General features: G+C 54.4%; 22 protein-coding genes. 16 read left to right on the forward strand and 6 right to left on the reverse strand.

What is annotated here, in order from left to right; genetic code table 11:
- Nucleotides 1–415: 415 nt before the first annotated feature.
- The 3 genes from L5470_RS12565 (at nucleotide 416) to L5470_RS12575 (ending at nucleotide 1,892) form a co-directional block, all read left to right on the forward strand.
- A complete protein-coding gene (locus L5470_RS12565) occupies nucleotides 416–628 on the forward strand; it encodes a hypothetical protein (protein WP_198406084.1) in 213 nt (70 codons plus the stop codon).
- Nucleotides 629–632: 4 nt separating this feature from the next.
- The gene (locus L5470_RS12570; RefSeq protein ID WP_499500167.1) at nucleotides 633–1,382 is read left to right on the forward strand and encodes a pseudouridine synthase; all 750 of its coding nucleotides are present in this window, start codon (nucleotides 633–635) and stop codon (nucleotides 1,380–1,382) included.
- A gap of 117 nt (nucleotides 1,383–1,499) precedes the next feature.
- The gene (locus L5470_RS12575) at nucleotides 1,500–1,892 is read left to right on the forward strand and encodes a hypothetical protein (RefSeq protein WP_198406085.1); all 393 of its coding nucleotides are present in this window, start codon (nucleotides 1,500–1,502) and stop codon (nucleotides 1,890–1,892) included.
- Here L5470_RS12575 and L5470_RS12580 read toward each other — a convergent pair.
- Nucleotides 1,861–2,283, reverse strand: a complete 423-nt coding sequence (locus tag L5470_RS12580; protein ID WP_099797764.1) for a nuclear transport factor 2 family protein — start codon at nucleotides 2,281–2,283, stop codon at nucleotides 1,861–1,863. The genes L5470_RS12575 and L5470_RS12580 overlap by 32 nt on opposite strands.
- Before the next feature lie 78 nt (nucleotides 2,284–2,361).
- Nucleotides 2,362–2,859, reverse strand: a complete 498-nt coding sequence (locus tag L5470_RS12585; protein WP_099797766.1) for an orange carotenoid protein N-terminal domain-containing protein — start codon at nucleotides 2,857–2,859, stop codon at nucleotides 2,362–2,364.
- A 197-nt stretch (nucleotides 2,860–3,056) separates the two neighbouring features.
- On the opposite strand from L5470_RS12585, the gene L5470_RS12590 reads away from it, so the two are divergent.
- From L5470_RS12590 to L5470_RS12600, 3 genes are all read left to right on the forward strand, one after another.
- A complete protein-coding gene (locus tag L5470_RS12590) occupies nucleotides 3,057–4,148 on the forward strand; it encodes a glycosyl transferase (protein ID WP_499500168.1) in 1,092 nt (363 codons plus the stop codon).
- A 13-nt stretch (nucleotides 4,149–4,161) separates the two neighbouring features.
- Nucleotides 4,162–6,027, forward strand: a complete 1,866-nt coding sequence (locus tag L5470_RS12595) for a tetratricopeptide repeat protein (RefSeq protein ID WP_499500169.1) — start codon at nucleotides 4,162–4,164, stop codon at nucleotides 6,025–6,027.
- Nucleotides 6,028–6,130: 103 nt separating this feature from the next.
- Nucleotides 6,131–6,904: a WecB/TagA/CpsF family glycosyltransferase gene (locus tag L5470_RS12600; protein WP_499500170.1), complete on the forward strand. Its 774-nt coding sequence runs from the start codon at nucleotides 6,131–6,133 to the stop codon at nucleotides 6,902–6,904.
- Here L5470_RS12600 and L5470_RS12605 read toward each other — a convergent pair.
- From L5470_RS12605 to cysS, 3 genes are all read right to left on the reverse strand, one after another.
- The gene (locus tag L5470_RS12605; protein ID WP_499500171.1) at nucleotides 6,857–8,104 is read right to left on the reverse strand and encodes a YcjF family protein; all 1,248 of its coding nucleotides are present in this window, start codon (nucleotides 8,102–8,104) and stop codon (nucleotides 6,857–6,859) included. The two genes, L5470_RS12600 and L5470_RS12605, sit on opposite strands and share 48 nt — an antisense overlap.
- Before the next feature lie 142 nt (nucleotides 8,105–8,246).
- Nucleotides 8,247–8,831, reverse strand: coding sequence for an orotate phosphoribosyltransferase (gene pyrE / locus L5470_RS12610; protein ID WP_499500172.1), 585 nt, complete (start codon nucleotides 8,829–8,831; stop codon nucleotides 8,247–8,249).
- An 18-nt stretch (nucleotides 8,832–8,849) separates the two neighbouring features.
- The gene (cysS, locus tag L5470_RS12615) at nucleotides 8,850–10,316 is read right to left on the reverse strand and encodes a cysteine--tRNA ligase (RefSeq protein WP_499500173.1); all 1,467 of its coding nucleotides are present in this window, start codon (nucleotides 10,314–10,316) and stop codon (nucleotides 8,850–8,852) included.
- 99 nt (nucleotides 10,317–10,415) lie between these two features.
- Here cysS and rpsN point away from each other — a divergent pair, with 99 nt between their 5' ends.
- A complete protein-coding gene (gene rpsN / locus L5470_RS12620) occupies nucleotides 10,416–10,718 on the forward strand; it encodes a 30S ribosomal protein S14 (protein ID WP_099797778.1) in 303 nt (100 codons plus the stop codon).
- Here the strand turns inward: rpsN and aat are convergent.
- Nucleotides 10,707–11,321 (reverse strand): leucyl/phenylalanyl-tRNA--protein transferase, encoded by a 615-nt coding sequence (aat, locus tag L5470_RS12625; protein ID WP_099797780.1) that lies wholly within the window; start codon nucleotides 11,319–11,321, stop codon nucleotides 10,707–10,709. The two genes, rpsN and aat, sit on opposite strands and share 12 nt — an antisense overlap.
- 66 nt (nucleotides 11,322–11,387) lie before the next feature.
- Between aat and L5470_RS12630 the strand changes: the two genes are divergently transcribed.
- The 9 genes from L5470_RS12630 to L5470_RS12670 all read left to right on the forward strand — a co-directional run bounded on the left by L5470_RS12630 (nucleotide 11,388) and on the right by L5470_RS12670 (nucleotide 19,750).
- Entirely contained in the window at nucleotides 11,388–11,909 is a 522-nt protein-coding gene (locus tag L5470_RS12630) for a pentapeptide repeat-containing protein (RefSeq protein WP_499500174.1), read from the forward strand.
- 89 nt (nucleotides 11,910–11,998) lie between these two features.
- Nucleotides 11,999–12,988 (forward strand): SDR family oxidoreductase, encoded by a 990-nt coding sequence (locus tag L5470_RS12635; protein WP_448515204.1) that lies wholly within the window; start codon nucleotides 11,999–12,001, stop codon nucleotides 12,986–12,988.
- Nucleotides 12,989–12,990: 2 nt separating this feature from the next.
- Nucleotides 12,991–13,917 carry an NAD(+) kinase gene (locus tag L5470_RS12640; protein ID WP_499500175.1) on the forward strand — a complete coding sequence of 309 codons (927 nt, stop codon included), beginning with the start codon at nucleotides 12,991–12,993 and terminating at the stop codon, nucleotides 13,915–13,917.
- Nucleotides 13,908–16,019 (forward strand): NAD-dependent DNA ligase LigA, encoded by a 2,112-nt coding sequence (gene ligA, locus L5470_RS12645; protein ID WP_499500176.1) that lies wholly within the window; start codon nucleotides 13,908–13,910, stop codon nucleotides 16,017–16,019. The genes L5470_RS12640 and ligA overlap by 10 nt, the downstream gene beginning before the upstream one ends.
- A gap of 136 nt (nucleotides 16,020–16,155) precedes the next feature.
- Nucleotides 16,156–16,854, forward strand: a complete 699-nt coding sequence (locus L5470_RS12650) for a V4R domain-containing protein (RefSeq protein WP_448527793.1) — start codon at nucleotides 16,156–16,158, stop codon at nucleotides 16,852–16,854.
- 60 nt (nucleotides 16,855–16,914) lie between these two features.
- Nucleotides 16,915–17,388, forward strand: a complete 474-nt coding sequence (locus L5470_RS12655; protein WP_099797790.1) for a bilin-binding protein — start codon at nucleotides 16,915–16,917, stop codon at nucleotides 17,386–17,388.
- Between the two features lie 61 nt (nucleotides 17,389–17,449).
- On the forward strand, nucleotides 17,450–17,920 hold the full coding sequence (locus tag L5470_RS12660) for a bilin-binding protein (RefSeq protein ID WP_099797792.1): 471 nt from the start codon (nucleotides 17,450–17,452) through the stop codon (nucleotides 17,918–17,920).
- A gap of 166 nt (nucleotides 17,921–18,086) precedes the next feature.
- On the forward strand, nucleotides 18,087–18,980 hold the full coding sequence (locus tag L5470_RS12665) for a PRC-barrel domain-containing protein (RefSeq protein WP_499500177.1): 894 nt from the start codon (nucleotides 18,087–18,089) through the stop codon (nucleotides 18,978–18,980).
- A 125-nt stretch (nucleotides 18,981–19,105) separates the two neighbouring features.
- Complete coding sequence (locus L5470_RS12670; protein ID WP_499500178.1) at nucleotides 19,106–19,750, forward strand: YqiA/YcfP family alpha/beta fold hydrolase; 645 nt, start codon at nucleotides 19,106–19,108, stop codon at nucleotides 19,748–19,750.
- Nucleotides 19,751–19,805: the final 55 nt, after the last annotated feature.

Raw genomic sequence — 19,805 nt, forward strand, 5'->3', positions numbered from 1 at the left:
CTGATACAGCCAACTCAGGGGGCTTTAGCCCTCTCTATGTGTTAAACTATAGACGTGGAAAGTAGACGTATCAACTACGCGAAGAAACATCCTAGTACGGAGAAGTCCCGGCACGTAAGTCACTACCGCTTTGGCGGCAAGCCTAAACCACTGCAAGCAATGGCAGGATGTTGAGCGTATCGAACTGGCTAGTGTTGAAAAGGGCGAAACCACGAACCGAAACATAAACGTAGTCCCAATAGCAGAGATGCTTGAGGTGAGTAGGGGGTCTTTGACTGCCCCCACCCGCATTAAGTTGTGGGTGACAGCTCAAGGGAAAAGCGAAGCAACGCGGCTTCAGCCCGTTGCGTAGCATCCTTTGGGAATCCCCTCTCTTTCAAGGAGGGGAGAAGTCAAGAATGGCGCAAATCACGATATGCAGGGCTTTTCCACCTATCCGTTTTACATTTTTGGACAGGGCTGGGAGCAGGTTGAGCTACCCCCAGACGTGCAGTGTTTCAAGAGAGATACGGTCATTGCTCAGCTAGAGCAAATTGCGTGGTGGCACTGGGACGCAGCAAAAATCAGCCAATGCCTCCCCCACATTGTGGCAGCAGATATTCATGCATTGCAGGGCAGTGCTGGGTGACCCAATGGCAACAGAGCGGTTACAAAAAGTCCTTGCCCATTGGGGGGTGGCATCGCGCCGCCATGCCGAAACCCTGATTCGTCAGGGGGACATTTGGGTCAATGGTCACCCCGCTCAGGTGGGCGACAAAGTCGATCCCGATCGCGATCGCATTGAATATCACGGTCAACCCTTAAGACCCGCCGAGACCGTGGAGCGGGTGTATCTGTTACTCCATAAACCCAAGGGGGTCATTTCTACCTGTCAGGATCCTCGCGGTCGGTGCACAGTGCTGGACGTGCTGCCCCGCCCTTACCGAGCGGTTCCGGGACTGCATCCCGTGGGTCGCCTTGATGCCGATTCCAGTGGTGCGCTGATTGTAACCAATGATGGGGAACTGACCTATTTGCTGACCCATCCCCGTCACTCTATTCCCAAAACCTATCGAGTGTGGGTGCAGGGGCAGCCCTCGGAGCCTACCCTTGCTCGCTGGCGTCATGGTGTTCCTTTGGATGGCCGCCTCACGTTGCCGGCAACGATTCGCCCTATTACCACCACGGGCGATCGCACCTTGTTAGACGTTGTGCTGCGCGAAGGCCGTAATCGCCAAATTCGCCGTGTTGCTGAGGCGTTGGGGCATCCGGTTATCAGTCTAAAACGGGTGGCGATCGGTGCTGTTCACCTCGGAGGATTGCGCCCCCAACAGGTGCGCCCCCTCAGCCGCTACGAACTGGATGCTCTGCGCAAGGCAGGTGGCTGTCGGTCTAGGGTCTAGGCGGTTGCTGAAGTCTTCTATAGGGTCTCTCAATGAACTGGGATGGCTATAGTTGCTAGGATGGACTTGCCGTGTCTATGCTGTCCTAGCCGATGAGCGCGTCTTTCGGAGATTTAGATGGACTCTCAACTCCCTGCCGGTATTACTGAGCACTTGCCGCCTGAGATTCTCAGTTGGCTGTACTCCTATCAGCAAGAGCACCAGTTTGCCAATCTTGAAGGGGTCATTGTTGATATTATCTGCAAGTATTTTGACCAGAAAGGCCATCTCCCTGAGCGCCTTGCCGATCTTGAGCGGCGGGTGAATGCCCTCAGTCGCGAAGTCATTCAACTGCGCCAACGTCTCCCCGAAAATTACGATCGCCTACGAGAGCAGTTAGCAGCCGTCCGCTTAAGCCATTCGGGAATTCTGCACAATCTGCGGGATCGCGTTGAAAGCCTTGAACGTCAGGTATTCCCCAATGCCCCGACTGATGTGGCTATGGACGCTGACGCAGAGGTTGATAGCTAAAGAGTTCCTCGAGGGTAGCCAAGAGATCGACTTTGACACCGGTAATCTGATCCTGAGGGTTTAAGCCAAATTGCCATGCTACATTCACGGTAAATAGGGGCAGTTTCGCTTGGCCAACAATACGGTACACTCGCTCGTGCGGCTCGTGGCTGAGTAACTCTCCCTTGGTGGGCACCACCCGCATTCCCACGGCTTCTTGGGCTAGGTAGGTGGCGATCGCGGCTGGGCCAACCACCGGTTCTTCAAAGGGAGGAACGAGCACCCCATCTGTGGCAAATAGGTTGGCCACGTCTGGGTAGGCTTCGGCATTTAATCCAGCAAAGTAGGCGGCAATGGTAGCCTCACTCACACCGTCAATGGTGGGGGCACTGGCCAGTAATGTTGTGCTCATTGGTACTGCTCCTGAAAACTTGTAAAACCGCTAAAAAAAGGGAGCGATCGCCCCCTTGCGTAACCCATGGCCGTGCACCTAGACAGCGAGGGGATCCACACCCATCGCCACTACGGCATTACGCAGCACCGTGATTTGCTGGCCAAAGTCAAGGGCTTTAATGGCATCAAAAACGCGGTTGGCATCACGACTCAGACGGTAGCCAGCGGGTACGGGTACCACAAACCCCTGCCGCATTAATTCTGCGAGTTGGTACCAAAAGGCTAATTTAGTATTGGGACTAAACACACCGTAGGCGCGGGTCAGCGGCGTATCAACGTTGGCGACCAAGTCCCGCATGAATTGCAGTTGATCGTCAAAACTCAGAGCCTTGACTTGGTTCAGAAGCCCTTCAGCAAGCTGTAGGCGAGCCGTACCGGGCGCAGCAGCGGTAATGGAGCGACCTGTTTCTGTGTAGATAAACCACAGCAAGCCAAGTTTGTCATCAATGCTTAGGCAGTTGAACAGCGTTGTCACATCCTGCACCGCAGTGGCAAGGGTGGTTTGGGTGAAACGGTTGTCTGTCGTAAAGGTCATATCGCTTCAGAGATGTTTTACGTCTAGCGTTGGGCTATCTTATCTCTGCCTCCTAGTCAATATTATGTTACATTTCTTTACGAAAAGCAACATTGTTTTATAAATGGCAACGATAGAGCCGCAAAATGTCGGGAATGAGCCGATCGGTAATCATTACAAATGTTAGGATGACCTCTGACTTGAGGGAGATCTGAGGAGTGACGCGGCCAACGCTCTACGTGGCACTGACAAATCATGGGTTTGGGCACGTGGCGCGGACAGCGGCGTTAGTGAATGCAATTCGCCGTCACGTCCCTGATGTGCTCCCCCTGATTGTGACGGCGGCTCCCCATTGGTTGTTGCAGGCCAACCTTGAGGGAGACTTTATCCATCGCCCGCGCGCCCTTGACCTTGGGGTGGTGCAAACCGACAGTTTACACATGGATTTGACGGCCACCCGCGCCAAACTGTTGCAACTCCAAGGGATGGCACCGGAGTTAATCCGCGCCGAAGTGGACTTTATCCAGCAGAACCGGGCGCAGTTAGTACTGGCGGATGTGCCGCCCCTTGCAGTGGCGATCGCCCACGGGGCAGGGGTGCCCTGCTGGATGGCAACCAACTTTGGCTGGGATTTTATTTACCGTTCCTTTGGCGAGACCTTTAGGGAGATAGCCGACTGGGTGAGTGACCTCTATGGGGGTTGCGATCGCCTCTTTGAGCTTCCCTTTGCTGAACCCTTAAGCGCCTTTCCCCACAAAGAACGGGTAGGCTTGACAGGGGCTGAACCGCGTTACACTGAGGCGCAGATCCGAACTCAACTGGGGCTAACGACGGCCAAAGAACGTACGGTGCTCCTGACCTTTGGTGGGCTGAGTTTAGAGGCGATCCCCTACCACGCCCTCGCCGCATTTCCAGACTGGCAGTTTCTCACCTTTGATGCTACTGCCCCAGAGTTACCCAATCTCCTCAAGTTATGCGGGCGGCAGTTACGCCCCGTTGACGTGATGCCCCTGTGCGGTCGCATTATCTCTAAACCCGGCTATGGTACCTATTCCGAAGCCTGCCGCTTGGGAGTTCCGGTCGCTACCATTCGCCGCGATGATTTTGCCGAGGGGCCAATTCTTGTTGCAGGGTTGCAGGCCCATCACCCCCATCAAATTCTCAGCCATGAGGACTTCTTTGGTGGGAACTGGGCGTTTTTGCACGCGGAGCCAGACCCACCCCAAGAGCCGATCCCCTTAGACACAAACGGTAACCTCACGATTGCGACCGCCGTTGCGTATTATTTGAGTAACCTTTCACAGCCATAGGTTCGTGCATCCAGTGGGTATTTTTCCATGGCGGCCATCGTCACTGCTCAAAAAAGCATGGCAGCACTACCAGCAGCAAAACTGGTTGGCAGCACAACAAGTTGCTCAACACCTGCTTGAGACCTCTCCCCAACCGGAAGCGTACTACCTCCTAGGGTTAACCGCTGAGCAGTTGGCACAGCCCTTAAACGCTAAATCCGCCTACGAAAGCGCGATCGCCCTTGATGCTTGGTATGCGCCAGCCCATTACCGCTTAGCTGTGGTGCTGCACGATCTCCTCAAGCAACCGGCGGCGGCGCTGCCCCACTATCAGCGTGCCCTTGAGGTTAAGCCGGACTGGGTAGAAGCCCATAGTAATCTCGGCAATGCCTACCTCGATTTAGGGACGATTGACGCGGCGATCGCCTGCTATCAAAAGGCCTTGTCCCTCAACCCCGATTTGCCCATAACCTTATACAATCTGGGGCTCTGCCTACACTCTCAAGGGAAACTCACCGAAGCCAGTGCCTGCTATGAGCAGTCTCTTTACCTTGAACCCGGGGTTGCGGATGTGCACAATAACCTTGGCAGCCTTTACCTTGAACTCAAAAACTACGATGGGGCAATTGCCCAGTTTGAAGCAGCCCTAGCAGCCAATCCAGAACTGTTAGTGGCTCACTATAACCTTGGCTATGCCCTGCATCTGAAGGGAAACCTCAGTGCTGCCCGCAATCGCTACGATGAGGTGTTACTGCGGGACAACAAACATCAGCAAGCCCTGCTACAGCTCGGCCAGTTGTGCCTCAGCGAAGAAGAGTTTACCGCAGCTATTGGCTACTATCAGCGGTGTCTGAGTTTAGACCCCCTAAACGGCACCGCCCATGCAGGGTTAGCCACAGCACTTTTAGAAACCGGAGATCCCCAAGCGGCGCTCAAGCATTTTCAACAGGCCGTCCACCTGACACCCACTGTCCCAGAGGTTCACCTTAACTACGCGCTGGTGCTGCTGTTACTTGGGCACTTCAAGGAAGGTTGGCAGGAATATGAATGGCGCTGGCAGCAAGCGGAAGGGGGGCTGCGTCAATACCCGCAACCCCGCTGGCAAGGACAATCGCTCCACGGTAAAACCCTCTTTGTCTATAGTGAGCAAGGTATGGGGGATTGTATTCAGTTTGCCCGCTTTTTACCCCTGCTTGCGCCCCACGCCCAGCGGATTATTGTTGCTGCCTATCCCCCCCTGCTGCGGCTGTTTGAAACAATTCGTGGCATTGAGGTCATTAGTACGGAGGCACCCCCACCGCCCTTTGACTACCACACACCCCTGCTTAGCCTGCCGCGCTTTCTTGGTATGAGTAAAGAGCGGTTTCCTAAGTTTAGTCCCTACTTCCAGTTACCGACATCCCCACCCCAACCGATTTTTAGTGTGGCCAAGCCGCGGTTTGGGCTAGTGTGGGCAACCCACAGCAACACCCGTACGACAGCGAAACGCTCCTGTCCTCTAGCGGAGTGGCAACCGCTGCTCAGGGGTCTAGACGTACAGTGGTATAGCCTGCAAAAGGAGCGCTCTTGCGAGGAAGCCGAAGCACTCCAGCAAGCGGGGGTCATTGATTGCCACCCCTACATGACCGATTTTCTGGATACGGCATTGCTGATTCAGCAGTTGGATGCTGTGGTTACCATCGATACCGCCGTGGCTCATCTGGCGGCAGCCTTGGGCAAGCCCACATGGATTCTCCTGCCTTTTGTGGCCGATTGGCGCTGGTTCTGGCAACGGTCTGATTCTCCTTGGTACCCTTCGGTGCGGCTCATTCGCCAACCACAACGCAATGACTGGTCGGGGGCGATCGCCCAACTGTACCAAATATTGCGCAACGGTAGTTCGGGTAAGTCCACTAGGTAGTCTCTTAACCCACTATGGCCAAGAGCCACGTATCACCCTGAGACCCACTGAAAATAGTCTGTAAGATCATCACTGAAAACCTCTAAGACTACAATTCTCAGCCATGCCAGAGGGCTACATTTTGGGCACTCGCGTCACCGTTACGAGCTATGATGACGCCTGCGATCGCCTCGGTGAATGGATTGCAGCGGCTAGTGGTGGCTATGTGGTCGCAGCCAATGTCCATGTGGTGATGACTGGGGTATGGCAGCGGGATTTTCAAGCAGTGGTCAACGGAGCACGCCTCGTCACTGCCGATGGGATGCCCTTGGTGTGGGGGTTGCGGTTACTGGGCTTTGCGAATGCACAGCGGGTCTATGGCCCAGCATTGATGTTGGCGTTGTGCGATCGCGCCGTGAGTGAAGGCTGGCGAATTTTTCTCTACGGCAGCACGCCAGAGGTATTACAACGCCTACAGTCGAATCTTGAGACTCGGTGTCCGGGGCTAAAGATTGTTGGGAGCTATGCCCCGCCGTTCCGCCCCCTCAGTGCCGCGGAGGAGGCAGCCGATCGCCAACGAATTCTTGCCAGTGGGGCTGATATTGTGTTTGTGAGTTTAGGCTGTCCCAAGCAGGAACGGTGGATGGCACGGCAAGTGGCCTTCTTACCGGCTGTCCTTGTGGGGGTGGGTGCCGCCTTTAGCTTCCACAGTGGCATGGTTGCCCAAGCCCCCCCTTGGCTAATGTCCTTGGGGCTAGAATGGCTCTTTCGCTTGGTTCAAGAACCCCGTCGTCTTTGGAAACGCTACCTGATCAATAATCCAGCGTTTATCGTTCTTTTTTCTGGCCAATTACTGTGGCATGCCCTCCACCGACGGCGAAGACGTGAGTCCCATTGAAGCTCCAAGCGCCTGAAGGGGCGATCGCCCCACCTGCCGCCGCGCCCACTGCACACTCTGGCGTAGGTATGATGAAAAGGGCATATCCTTAACGTGAGGCACCGTTTCAAAATAGTGGATCAAACTCAAACCACTTAAGCGCAACACGTAGGCCGCAGTTGCCCCCTGTAAGCAGCTCCCCGCCAAGTAGGTCACGGAATGACCCTTGAGCCACTGACCCAGCGATTGCGTGCCCAGTTCCACCGCCCCTAACTGCACCACCAGCCGCAGAAGTTCCTTGGCGATGGGTTCTGCATCTGCCAGACGAAAAGAACGGTGGTAAATTTGCCCCAGTTCCCACGTTAAGCGCACCAGTAGCCCACCCGCCATGACTAAATCCAGCAAGGGCAAGGGGTTAACAGCCGTAGCCGCTGCGCCTAGCCATTGGTAACGCTCAATAATGGGCTGTGAGCGCTCACGGCGGTATGCGTTCAATGCCGTTTGTGCCTGCTGATGAAGTTGTTGGGCACGGCGATAGGTGCCTGAGCACACCAAGCTAGAGCGCTCTTGACTTAGTATCTGAGCCAGCATTGTAGCCAAGGCCGTGTTGTCGGTAGGGGTGATGCACAGCAGTTGCTCTGGTTTCAGACTTAACTGGTGGAGTTGCTGCTGCAGATGAACGTTCACCCGCTCCAGTTCGGCCATGTTTTCCGGCAACCAAACAATCACAAGACGATATTGACCCATCACCAGCACCCGCACCATTTCAAATTCACTGGCGGTGAGAGCACCGGTCACTGTCAACAGAACCAAGTCTGCTTGGGGGACGGTGGCTAAGGATTGCTGATGCAGATGACAGTGGGGTAGGCCAAAGCCTTCAACAGTACGGGCAAGATGTGCCACCCAACGGCAGGATTGGCCAAGGATACAGATATCGACGGTGGGGGTGTTAAGGCGATGCTGCAGCTGTTCGTAGGTGTGTTGCAACGGCGCTTGAGCAGCAGCGGGTAGTTCTTGGAGTAGGGCACGGGTTTGAGCCAGTTCTGCGTTGACCTGCTGTGGCTGCAGGGTCAGCTGAGGTGCAACGGTTGTGGCTGCCCTAGGCGATCGCCACCAGTACCAGTAGCCTAGCCCTAACCCAAGAAGCACTAGCCATCCCCAAGGATGTTGAGCGACCCAACCACTAAGCGCTAAAAAAATCACTCCTGCCGCAATGGCCATTCCTGCCACCTGTAAAGAATTCGCCTTTTTGTTAGCTTACCTTGACTGGTTGAGCAAAGTGAATGCGCCGACTCATGACGCTTTGCGTACATGAGCAGCTTCCCTACAGATCCACCTAAGCTAGGAAGGGCTACTGTGAATTTCAGGGTGTCTGCTGGGCAGCTAGAGACTCTTGCAATTCGCGGATAGCAAAGAGCGATCGCAGGGGCACTCCCACAGCAGCAAAGGCAGCCGCGCCGCCCGCTTCGCGATCCACGATCGCCAGCACCTCATTGACCTGATACCCTGCCTGTTGCAGGCGCTCTACAGCTTTTAAGGCAGAGCCACCGGTGGTAATCACATCCTCCAAAACAGTGACCACCGATCCCGGCGGCAGCACAGGGCCTTCAATAAAGCTCATCGTGCCGTGGCCTTTAGCCTCTTTGCGGACAATTAACGCCGCTCGATCCTGACCTTGCAGATTCGAGAGCACACTCACGGCCACCACTAGGGGGTCAGCCCCAAGGGTCAGCCCTGCCACCGCTGTGACCTCGGGTGCAAGGTGTGCTAACAACAACCGACCCACGAGGTAGGCTCCCCGTGCCGAAAGGGTGACCGGCTTACAGTTGATGTAGTAGGTACTTTTTTGGCCAGAGGAGAGGGTGAACTCGCCTGTGCGGTACGCTTCGTGGCACAGACGCTGCAATAGCTCCTGCCGCAGATCTGACAATGAGGCTTCCATGATCATCTCCGAAAAGTGCCACCCCTAGGACGAGGAGGAGGTGGCTGGGACGCGAAACCAGTGGGTACTACCATCTTTTTGATCAACTAACTTGATGCCGTGAGCTAGCAATAGATCCCGTAGGCGATCGCTTTCAGCATAGTTCTTGGCTTGGCGAGCCGCTTGGCGCTCCTGAATGAGAGCTTCAATCTCCTTCTCACTCAAACCAGTGGCACAAGGAGAGGAATCAGCGGGGCTGACCTCTAAGCCCAACACCTGCGCCAAACTGACAAGGGTCTGCCAGTCCGCACTTAGGGCACTGGGCGATCGCTCCAACTGCCCACCGTGGAGATAGCGATGCTGCTCGCGATTGAGGGATTTGGCCAGATCAAAGAGTACCGCCAACGCTGCCGCAGTGTTCAAATCGTCATCCATGGCGGCGCAAAAGGCCGCCGTACTGGGGTGTTCCTTGGGGGCGATCGCCTCGGTAGCCGACAAGGGTAACGCTTGATTCGCCCGCAGCGCATCGGCAAGAGTTTGCCACCCCTTAGCCGCTGCATCAAGGGCAGTATCGGTAAAGTCTAAGGGCTTGCGGTATTGGGCTTGGAGCACCAGCAATCGTAATGCCATCGGCTCGACCCCCTGCTGCAATAGGTCACGAATGGTGGTAAAGTTCCCCAACGACTTTGACATCTTCTCGGTATTGACCGTTACAAACCCATTGTGCAGCCACCAGCGCGCCAAGGGGCGTTGACTCACCGCTTCTGACTGGGCAATTTCATTTTCATGGTGCGGAAAAATCAAGTCCATGCCGCCGCAGTGAATATCTACCGTTGCCCCAAAGGCTTGCTGTACCATTGCCGAGCATTCAATATGCCAGCCTGGCCGACCCTTGCCCCACGGGGCTGGCCACGGTTCATAGACCCTTGCTTCCTCTGGCTTCGCCGCTTTCCAAAGAGCAAAGTCAAGGGGGTGGCGCTTGCGGCGATCCTCCTCCTCGACCCGGCCACTGGCTCCGGCCATCAGTTGCGATAGATGCCGCCCCGAAAGCTTGCCATAACTGGGAAACTTCTCCACCGCATAGTACACATCCCCATCAGCAACGTAGGCGCAGTCACAATCAATCAGTTGCTGAATGAGTTCAATAATGGCTGGAATAACCGCCGTAGCACGGGGGTAAGCCGTTGCGGGCAAAATATTCAGCCGCGCCATATCCTCGTGGTAGGCGGCAATGTAGCGATCGCTAACCGTGGCCATTGACTCCCCCGTTTCTTGGGCACGGCGGAGAATTTTATCGTCAATATCGGTGAAGTTCTGAACATAGTGGACGGTGTACCCCAAAAACGTGAGGTAGCGGCGCAGCACATCCCAAGCCACGTAAGAGCGCGCATGACCTAAGTGGCAGTAATCGTAAACAGTGACACCACAGGCATAGATGGTAGCAACATTAGCAACACGGGAGCTAAACGGCTCAAGGCTCCGGGACAGTGTGTTGTACAAACGTAAAGGCACAGAAACACCCCGCAATGGGTCACTCTTGCATCAACAAATCTATCTTTGATACCATATTTAGGATACCAAAATAATTCGACCGAGGACAGACACCCCCCCATGGCCAAAAAAAGCATGATCGAACGCGAGAAAAAACGCCAACGCCTAGTGACCAAGTATGCCGCCAAACGGCAGGAACTCAAAGCGCAACTAGCAATGGCGGAAACTCAAGAAGAGGTCATGAGCATTCACCGTCAACTCCAGCAACTTCCCCGTAATAGCGCTCCGTCGCGGCTACGCAATCGCTGCTGGCTCACTGGTCGTCCGCGGGGGTACTTCCGAGATTTTGGTCTTTGCCGCAACGCCCTGCGGGATATGGCACACCAAGGGTTGCTGCCAGGCGTTGTTAAGTCAAGCTGGTAATAAAAAATTGACCTTGCACTCTAAGGCCTGCCCTAGCAACTGCTGGTACTCCGCTTGGGTAACTGTGTAAGCCCCAAAGCGTTCTAGGTGGGGGTTTTGTAGTTGGGCATCAAAAAGAACAAACCCTCTTGTGCGCAAATGCGCTACCAGCTTAACTAGGGCGACTTTCGAGCCATCGGGAATGCGGTAAAACATCGACTCGCCGATAAACGCACCACCTAGGACAATCCCAAGAATTCCCCCAGCCAGCTCATCCCCTTGCCAAGTCTCAAAACTAACCGCCCAGCCTGTCTGGTGCAGCAGGTGGTAGATTGCTTGTAGCTTTGGGGTGATCCATGTCTCTGGGCGCGCAGCACAGCCTGCTACCACTGCGGCAAAATTACGGTTAATGGCTACCTGAAAGCGATTTTGGTTCAGAACCCGCTGTAGCGACTTAGGATAGCGAAACCGCTGATCCAACGGTATGAGTGTTCGCTGTCGAGTGCTGTACCACGCGAGGTCATCGCCCTCCCCCATCAAAAAATAGCCTTGGGCATAGCCCTGCTCAATAATCAGCCGCCGAACCCGATCTGCATTTAAGTTGGGGATAGGGGATTTGAACATTCTTCGTGACTCTGGGGGGACTCAGGATGGGATCATAGGAAACGATGATGTTTGCCGATTCTACCTATGACATGTCTATCTGCAATCCGAGAGGCTTACCGCTACTGGCATTGGCTTGTGGCGCTGGTGCTCGCACTGCTATTCATTGTTTTAACCCCTACCGGGGCGATCGCCGAGGACTACACCAAAGAAGCACTGATTAATGCGGACTTTTCTGGACAAGATTTGCGGGACTCACAGTTCACCAAGGCCAACCTCTTCCACAGCAATCTTAGCCACACCAACCTGCAAGGGGTGAGCTTCTTTGCCGCTAACTTGGAAGGGGCTAATCTAGAAGGCGCCGATCTACGCTACGCCACCCTAGATACTGCGCGGCTTACGAAAGCGAACCTCACCAATGCCATCCTTGAAGGAGCCTTTGCCTTTAATACGAAGTTTGATGGCGCGCTGATCACTGGCGCAGATTTTACGGATGTCGATCTGCGCGAAGATGCCCAGCGAATGTTGTGTGAAGTGGCTAGTGGCCGCAATCCCGTCACCGGACGAGACACGCGGGACACCCTCCACTGTGAGGATTTTGCCTCCTAGGGGAGGCAGGCGATCCCCGTCTGTTCATAAGGGTGGGGAAAATTCTGATAAAGTATTACAAAAGTTAAGATTTATGACTAGAGCTTTTCATGAATGTATTTATTGTGGGCGGAACAGGCACGCTAGGGCGGCAGATCGTGCGCCGTGCGTTAGACGAGGGGCATCAAGTTCATTGCTTAGTGCGCAGTCCTGCCAAGGCTACATTTTTGCGGGAGTGGGGAGCAACGCTACTACAGGGAAACCTCTGCTATCCAGAGAGTATTGTGGACGCGCTGAAGTACTGCGGCGCATCGGTCATCATTGACGCGGCGACCACCCGCCCCACCGATACCCTCACCATTGAAGCTGTAGATTGGCAAGGGAAAGTCAACCTAATCCAAGCTGCGCAAGCGGCGGATATTCAGCATTTTATCTTTTTCTCCATCATGGGCGCACAGGACTATCCCCATGTGCCTCTGATGCAAATTAAGCAGTGCACCGAAGATTTTTTGCGGGAGTCGGGGCTAAACTACACTATCTTACGTCCCAGCGGCTTTTTTCAAGGGATCATTGGCCAGTATGCTATTCCCATTCTCGAAAATCACTCCATTTGGGTCATGGGAGAGTCCACCGCCATTGCCTATATGGATACCCAAGATGTCGCTAAGTTTGCAGTACGCTGCTTAGATCGAGCGGCCACCTATGGCCAAGCCTTTGATCTCGCGGGGCCGGAGGCATGGACAGCGGATCAAATTATTAAGCTATGTGAAAATCTCTCAGGACAGGAGGCTAAAATTACCCGCCTGCCCATTGGGGTGCTGCGGGCAACCCGCCAACTCACCCAGTGGTTTCAGTGGACATGGAACATTAGCGATCGCCTCGCCTTTACGGAGGTCATTGCCAGCGGCATGTCTCTAAACGCCCCCATGGAGGAGGTATATCGTGTGTTTGACCTTGATCCCACAGAAACCCTCACCCTCGAAGCGTACTTACAAGAGTATTTCACGCGAATTCTGCGTAAACTCAAAGAACTGGATTACGAAAAAGTGAAACAGAAAAAGGCTTCACGAAAGCGGAGTCCATTCAAATCAACCCCCTAGGAGTGGCTGTGAAGGCGGGGATCATTTACAACGAAGGCAAGCCCGTGGCTGCGGAACTAGCCATCCACGTCCGCCAACTGCTAGAGCGCCAAGGCTGGGATGTTCAGGTTGCCACCGGAATTGGCGGGATCTTGGGCTACTCGCGTCCAGATAGTCCAGTGTGTCATACCCCCATTGATCATTTAGTCCCGCCGGGCTTTGATGGAACGATGACCTTTGCTGTCGTTCTGGGAGGGGATGGTACGGTGTTGTCAGCCTTCCGCCAGCTTGCCCCCTGCGAAATTCCTCTGTTAACCATTAACACCGGTCATTTGGGGTTTTTAACCGAAGGCTATGTGGAAGACCTTGACCCAGCCCTTGAGCAAGTGTTGCGAGGGGACTACAGCATTGAAGACCGGACAATGCTGACGGTACAGGTACTGCGCGATCGCACCGTCATATGGGAAGCGCTGTCCCTCAACGAAATGGTGATTCACAAAGAACCCCTTACCGGCATGTGCCACTTTGAGGTCGATGTGGGTGCCCATGCGCGGGTGGATATTGCCGCAGATGGCTTAATTCTTTCAACCCCCACCGGCTCCACCGCCTACGCCCTATCGGCAGGGGGGCCGGTGATTACCCCCGGTGTAGCTGCACTGCAACTGGTGCCCATCTGTCCCCATTCCTTAGCGTCCCGCGCCCTTGTCTTTGCCAATAGTGAGCCGGTGTGGATCTATCCGGCAAACCCCTTTAAGCATTTAATCTTGGTGGTAGATGGCAATGCAGGCTGCTACATTCAACCGGAAGATCAAGTCTTTGTCCAGCAAGCTCCCTATCGTGCCCGTTTTATTCGCTTGCGCTCCCCAGAATTTTTCCATGTGCTGCGGCAAAAACTGGGCTGGGGGTTGCCCCATGTTGCAAAACCTCGTCGGGACGATCCATGCCAATGATGCCAAGGGAAACAGTTGCCAGCCGCATTCAGCAGTTGCGACATCTGCTCCAAAAGGCGAGCTACGCTTACTATGCCCTCGATCGCCCCATTATGGAGGATGCGGTTTACGACCAACTCTACCGCGAACTACAGGATCTGGAGGCAGCGCATCCCGAGTATATTACCGCCGATAGCCCCACCCAGCGGGTCGGGGAAGCACCGGTCAGCCAGTTTGCCAGTGTCGTGCACCGCATTCCCCTCTATAGTCTTGAAAATGCCTTTACCCTAGCGGACATGGTGGCGTGGCAGGAGCGGTGGCAACGCTATTGGCGTAATTTAACCGGAGATTCCCCGCCAGCGGCGGCGTATATCTGTGAGCTAAAGATGGATGGGGTTGCCCTTGCCTTGACCTATGAGAACGGTCTGCTGGTGCGAGGGGCAACCCGTGGGGATGGCACCCGCGGCGAAGAGATTACCAGTAATGTGCGAACAATCCGTGCGATTCCGCTGCGCCTCAACCTCGAGACCCCACCGGCCATCCTTGAAGTCCGGGGAGAAGCGTTTTTAGGCCTTGACAGATTTCATCAACTCAATCAAGAGCGGCAAGCCCAAGGAGAACCGCCCTTTGCTAACCCCCGTAATGCGGCGGCTGGCACCCTACGCCAATTAGAGCCACGGGTAGTCGCGCAACGGCAGCTCGATTTTTTTGCCTATGCCCTGCATCTGCCCGATGGCGGGGTTGTGCCCCTAGACCCGCAGCGCCAGACCTACGGCCAACCCCAATCTCAACGCCATGTCTTAACAGCGTTACAACAACTGGGGTTTCGGGTTAATCCTGAGTATGCTGAGTGCCCTACCCTAGAAGCAGTGCAAGCCTACTACAACCATTGGCAAACCGCTCGCCATGACTTGCCCTACCTCACCGATGGCATTGTTGTGAAGCTCAACGACCTGAGCCTACAGCGGCAGTTGGGCTTTACTCAAAAATTCCCCCGGGGCTGCATTGCTTGGAAGTACGAACCGGAACAGGCGATTACCGATGTGGTGGCCATTACGGTGCAGGTGGGACGCACGGGTGCCCTGACTCCTGTGGCTGAACTTGAGCCAGTGCTGCTAGCGGGGACGACGGTTTCGCGGGCAACGCTGCACAATGGCGATCGCATCGCAGAATTAGATTTACACATTGGCGACAAAGTGGTCATCCACAAAGCGGGGGAAATTATTCCAGAAATTGTGCGTGTGTTCCCAGAACTACGGCCTAGGACGGCTGAACCCTTTCAGATGCCTAGCCACTGCCCAGAGTGCCACTCACCAGTGGTGCGACCTGACGGCGAAGTGGTGAGCCGCTGCGTCAATCCTCAGTGTCCTGCAATTGTGCGGGGGCAGATTCTTCACTGGGCCAGTCGCGATGCCCTAGATATTCAAGGGCTGGGGGAAAAATTGGTACAGCAGTTGGTGGCCAGCCAACGGGTGCGGACTGCCGCTGACCTCTACCGCCTTAGGCTCGAAGACCTCGTTAACCTAGAGCGCATGGCAGCCAAGTCAGCTCAGAAACTTCTGCAGGCGATCGCCCAGTCCAAAACCCAACCGTGGCCGCGGGTGCTCTACGGACTTGGGATTCGCCATGTGGGCAGCGTCAATGCCCAACTGCTAGCAGAGGCATTTCCCGATGTGGATCAACTTGCTTGTGCCCCCCACGAGGCCATCTGCGCCATTCACGGGATTGGCCCAGAAATCGGCCAAGCGGTGTACGATTGGTTTCGCACCCCCGCTCACCAAGCCCTGATTCAAGACCTGAAAACCTTAGGCTTGCAATTGGCACAGCGTCCAGCCATCACCACAAACCAGCCACTACGGGGCAAGCGATTTGTGATTACGGGCACACTGCCGACCCTCAGCCGCGACCAAGCCAAACAACTGATCCAAGACCACGGCGGCAAAGTCAGCGAGAGCGTCAGTGCCCAAACGGACTACGTCGTGGTTGGCGAAAACGCAGGCAGTAAACTCCGTCGTGCCCAAGCACTGGGCATTCCCTGCCTCAATGAAACAGAACTTATAGAAATGTGTCATTCAGCAAAAATCCGTGGGAGTACGGAACCACTTGCCCGCAGAATCTTTTAGCCTAAAAAGTGTAAAAGTAATAGTTTTCGTTTAACAGCCCAATTTGAACCGTCACGTTTGAGCACCACTGCGGGGATCACGACAAGCAACTATGGTATCTGTAACACCTCATCCATCTGCTCGGGACACCACCTCCATGCCGACTGTTTCCGCCCCCACCTACCAACACCAGCTTCATCAAGCCCATCCCGCCCGCACCAACCACTATAGCCTCCGCGACTACTTGCAGTTTAGTAGTGCCCAAGGTAGCATTCGGGATTGGTACGATCAGCGAGTCATGCTGGTCACAGAGGACTTTGTCATTGGGTTGGTGCAGGGCTTAGAGGAAGAAGTCGGCTCTGCCTCCGCCTTGGTGATGTACAAAATAGGTGAAGAATGGGGCAAACGGGATGCCGTTGTATTTAGGCAACACTTTGAGCAGGATTACAAGCGTGAACTGCGCAAGGCTGCCCTCACCTTCATTCTAGAAGCATGGTGGTGGCCGTTTACCACCCAAGGCTGGGGCAACTGGGACGTTGATTTGACCGAGCAAAAAAATGGATTTATGTTCATCAATATTTTTGACTCGGTGGTAGCGCGCACCCTTGGGGATGTGGGTAAGCCAGTGTGCTACATCTATGCCGGATTGTTTGCGGGCTTCTTTACAGGGCTGATTCAAAAGCCCTTGGGCTGCATTGAGCTTCAGTGCTATGCCATGGGGGAGACCTACTGCAAGTTTTTAGTCGGGAAACAGGATCGTATTGATGCGGCGGCCTTTTGGCAAAACGAGGGTGCCACAGCCCGCGATATTGAAAAGCGTTTACGACAGGGGGAGTTGGTGACCAACAAAGGGTGATGTAGTACTGCGCTGCGGTGATTGTTTTCGTATTTAGTGTTCATTTGCGAGGATTTTCCTATGTTCCGTCAGTTAAATCACTTGACCGTTAGTGCCGATGGCCGTTATGCCCGTGCGGAAGAGTTGAACTTCCTGCGGGATTACCTCGCCTCGGTGGACACCCGCATTAGCGCCTACGAAAAAATTCGTGCGGAAGGCGAGCTGATGGCAGATAAGATTCAAGCTAAGCAAAAGGCTGAAAACCCTCACTGTTTTCACTACGGCCAACGCGACCACAGTGAAATTTGCCGCCGCGATCTGGTAGATGCCATTCGGTTGTCTGCCTCCGCCATGCTCTTTGCCGAACTCGATCTGATGCGGGACAACTTCCTGCTGTGGTACCGTACCATCGTCAAAGCCTTTAACTACGAGACCATGGCGGATTCTACTTACGGCAAACTGCTGCCCGCGATGATTAAGCAGCTTCTCACACCAGAAGAACAGCGGGTGATGCAACCTGTTCTTGCCCTTAGTAGTTCAATTTTGTCAAAATAGACACTATAGCAGGCTCTGGAACGCCACCTGCTTGTATTGTCCACTCACTTCACGGAAACATATGCTGCGCCAACTTGAAAAACTCAGCCTTGAGGCCGATGGCCGCTATGCTACAGCAGCGGAGCTACAGTTTCTCAAAAACTATCTCGCTACGGCTGAGCAGCGCATTAGTGCCTACGAAAAAATCCGTGATGCCCAGGAGACGATTATTGAGCAGGTGGATCAACAATTGTGCTCCCCAAACCCCCATATTTTCCGCAAAGGGAATCAAGACTATACCGCAGTCTGTCAGCGCGATCGCAGAAGTGTTTTGCGTCTGGCGGCAGCGGCAATGCTTTTTGCCGATTTAGATGCCCTGCGGGATGGGTTCTTGCTCTGGTACCGTACTATTATCAAGGCCTTTAAGGATGAAAAAGCGGCACGGGTGACGTATCAGGTTCTACCGACGGTCGTGAATCAAGTCCTTGGGGCGGAAGAAGCACCGTTGATGACGCCTGTCATGGCCTTAACCCAGTCCATTCTTGGGGAATAGCCAACAGCAAGCCAACGGTTCGGGTCGCCGATCCAAGGGTGCTGCTCTAAATGCGCTACCCTAGAATCACCAGCAGTGGATCGTTAGGTTAGGTGATGTTTTTCAGCAAGTTCCTTGGCGATCGCCGCTATAGTATTAACTGAGATTCGTTGGGATACACAAGGGCATGACCATATCGGCGCAATTGCTGCAACGAGCAGACTTGATCGGCACACAGGTAATTACCCGAGACACCGGTCGTAAACTGGGCGTCATTAACCAAGTTTGGGTGGATATTGATCAGCGGCAAGTGGTCGCCTTGGGTGTGCGCAATACGCTGTTTACCGGCGAGCAACGTTTTGTGCACCTCGACAGCATTAGTCAAATTGGGGATGTCATTCTCGTCGAAAACGACGATGCTGTAGAGTCAATGAATACCTATAACTACAGCACCCTTATTGATAACGAGATTGTTACGGAAACTGGCGAAATTTTGGGTAAGGTACGAGGGTTTAAGTTTGATCCTCAAACTGGGGAAATTACGGATCTAATTTTGGCCTCCCTAGGGCTACCGTGGATTCCAGCCCAACTCATTAGCACCTACGAGTTGCCGGTCGAGGAAATTGTCAGTACAGGCCCCGATCGCATTATTGTCTTTGAAGGGGCAGAAMCCCGCCTCCAACAATTGACGGTTGGCCTTCTAGAGCGCGTGGGGCTGGGGGCACCGCCGTGGGAAACCGATGAGGATGAATACTACCAACCGGTGACCCCTAGTAGTAATCAGTTGCCTTCTGGGGCGCGATCGCCAGTGTATCCTCCCCAGCGCAGCCGGGCTGAGTATCAAGATGATTGGGAAAATACCCCCCGCCGTCGCCGTCGTCAATCCGAGACCTATGATGACTACGACACCTCCTACGACGAGGAGTACGAGTATGAACCGGTGCGTCCACGGCAAGCCAAGCCGCCGGCTAAGGTTATCCCTGTTGATTTGCCTGAGTCTGAACCGCAATCAGACCCATGGGAGGAACCCCAGCCCATGAAACTAGAGCAGCGGCAGCAAGAAGAAGAATACGATTATTAGCGTTTGTTATCCCGAACAGACCTCTCTGATAGCACGATGGGTTTGGCGATCGGTAAACCTCATGGCCTTAGGGAGGATTACGTCGAAGGCTTACCTACGTGTGCTGCTCTAGTAAGGGAGATTGAATGCAATATATTTATCTGCATGGGTTTGCCTCGTCACCTCGCTCTAGTAAAGCACAGTACTTTAGCGATCGCTTCCGGGAGCTGGGGCTGTCCCTGCTCACGCCCGACTTGAATCAGGGGGATTTTTTTCACCTGAGCCTGAGTCGTCAAATTCAGCAGGTGATCTCTCTGCTGCGGCAGGACGAACTAGTAACGCTGATTGGTTCTAGTTTTGGTGGCTTGACGGCGGCATGGGTGGCGCAACGCTGCCCCCAAGTCAAGCAGTTATTTTTGCTGGCGCCGGCCTTTGAGTTTGCGGCGCAGTGGCTACCACGTCTGGGGTCTCAGCTTCACCAGTGGCAGCGTACTGGCTCGTTGGCGGTCTATCATTACACTGAACAGCGGTGGCTGCCCTTAAGCTATGGGTTTGTCGAAGATCTGCGCACCTATGATGACGCGGCGTTACAACGTCCAGTAGCAACGCTCATTTTCCACGGCACTGCGGATGATGTCATTTCAGTGGCGGCCAGTCGCCACTACAATGAAGGGCGGCCTTGGGTGAGCCGTGTCGAACTTGACAGTGACCATACCCTCACGAATGCCCAAGAGGCGATTTGGGGAATGATGTATCCTTTGATTTATCAGCAGTTACAGGTTGTGTCCTAAGGGTTTCATGTCTGACAGTGGCGATCGCCGGTTACCCCATACTGAAATAGATGCA

Origin of the sequence: Synechococcus sp. PCC 6717 (genome assembly GCF_022698185.1) — a bacterium.
Classification (GTDB): Bacteria; Cyanobacteriota; Cyanobacteriia; order Thermosynechococcales; family Thermosynechococcaceae; genus Thermosynechococcus; species Thermosynechococcus lividus.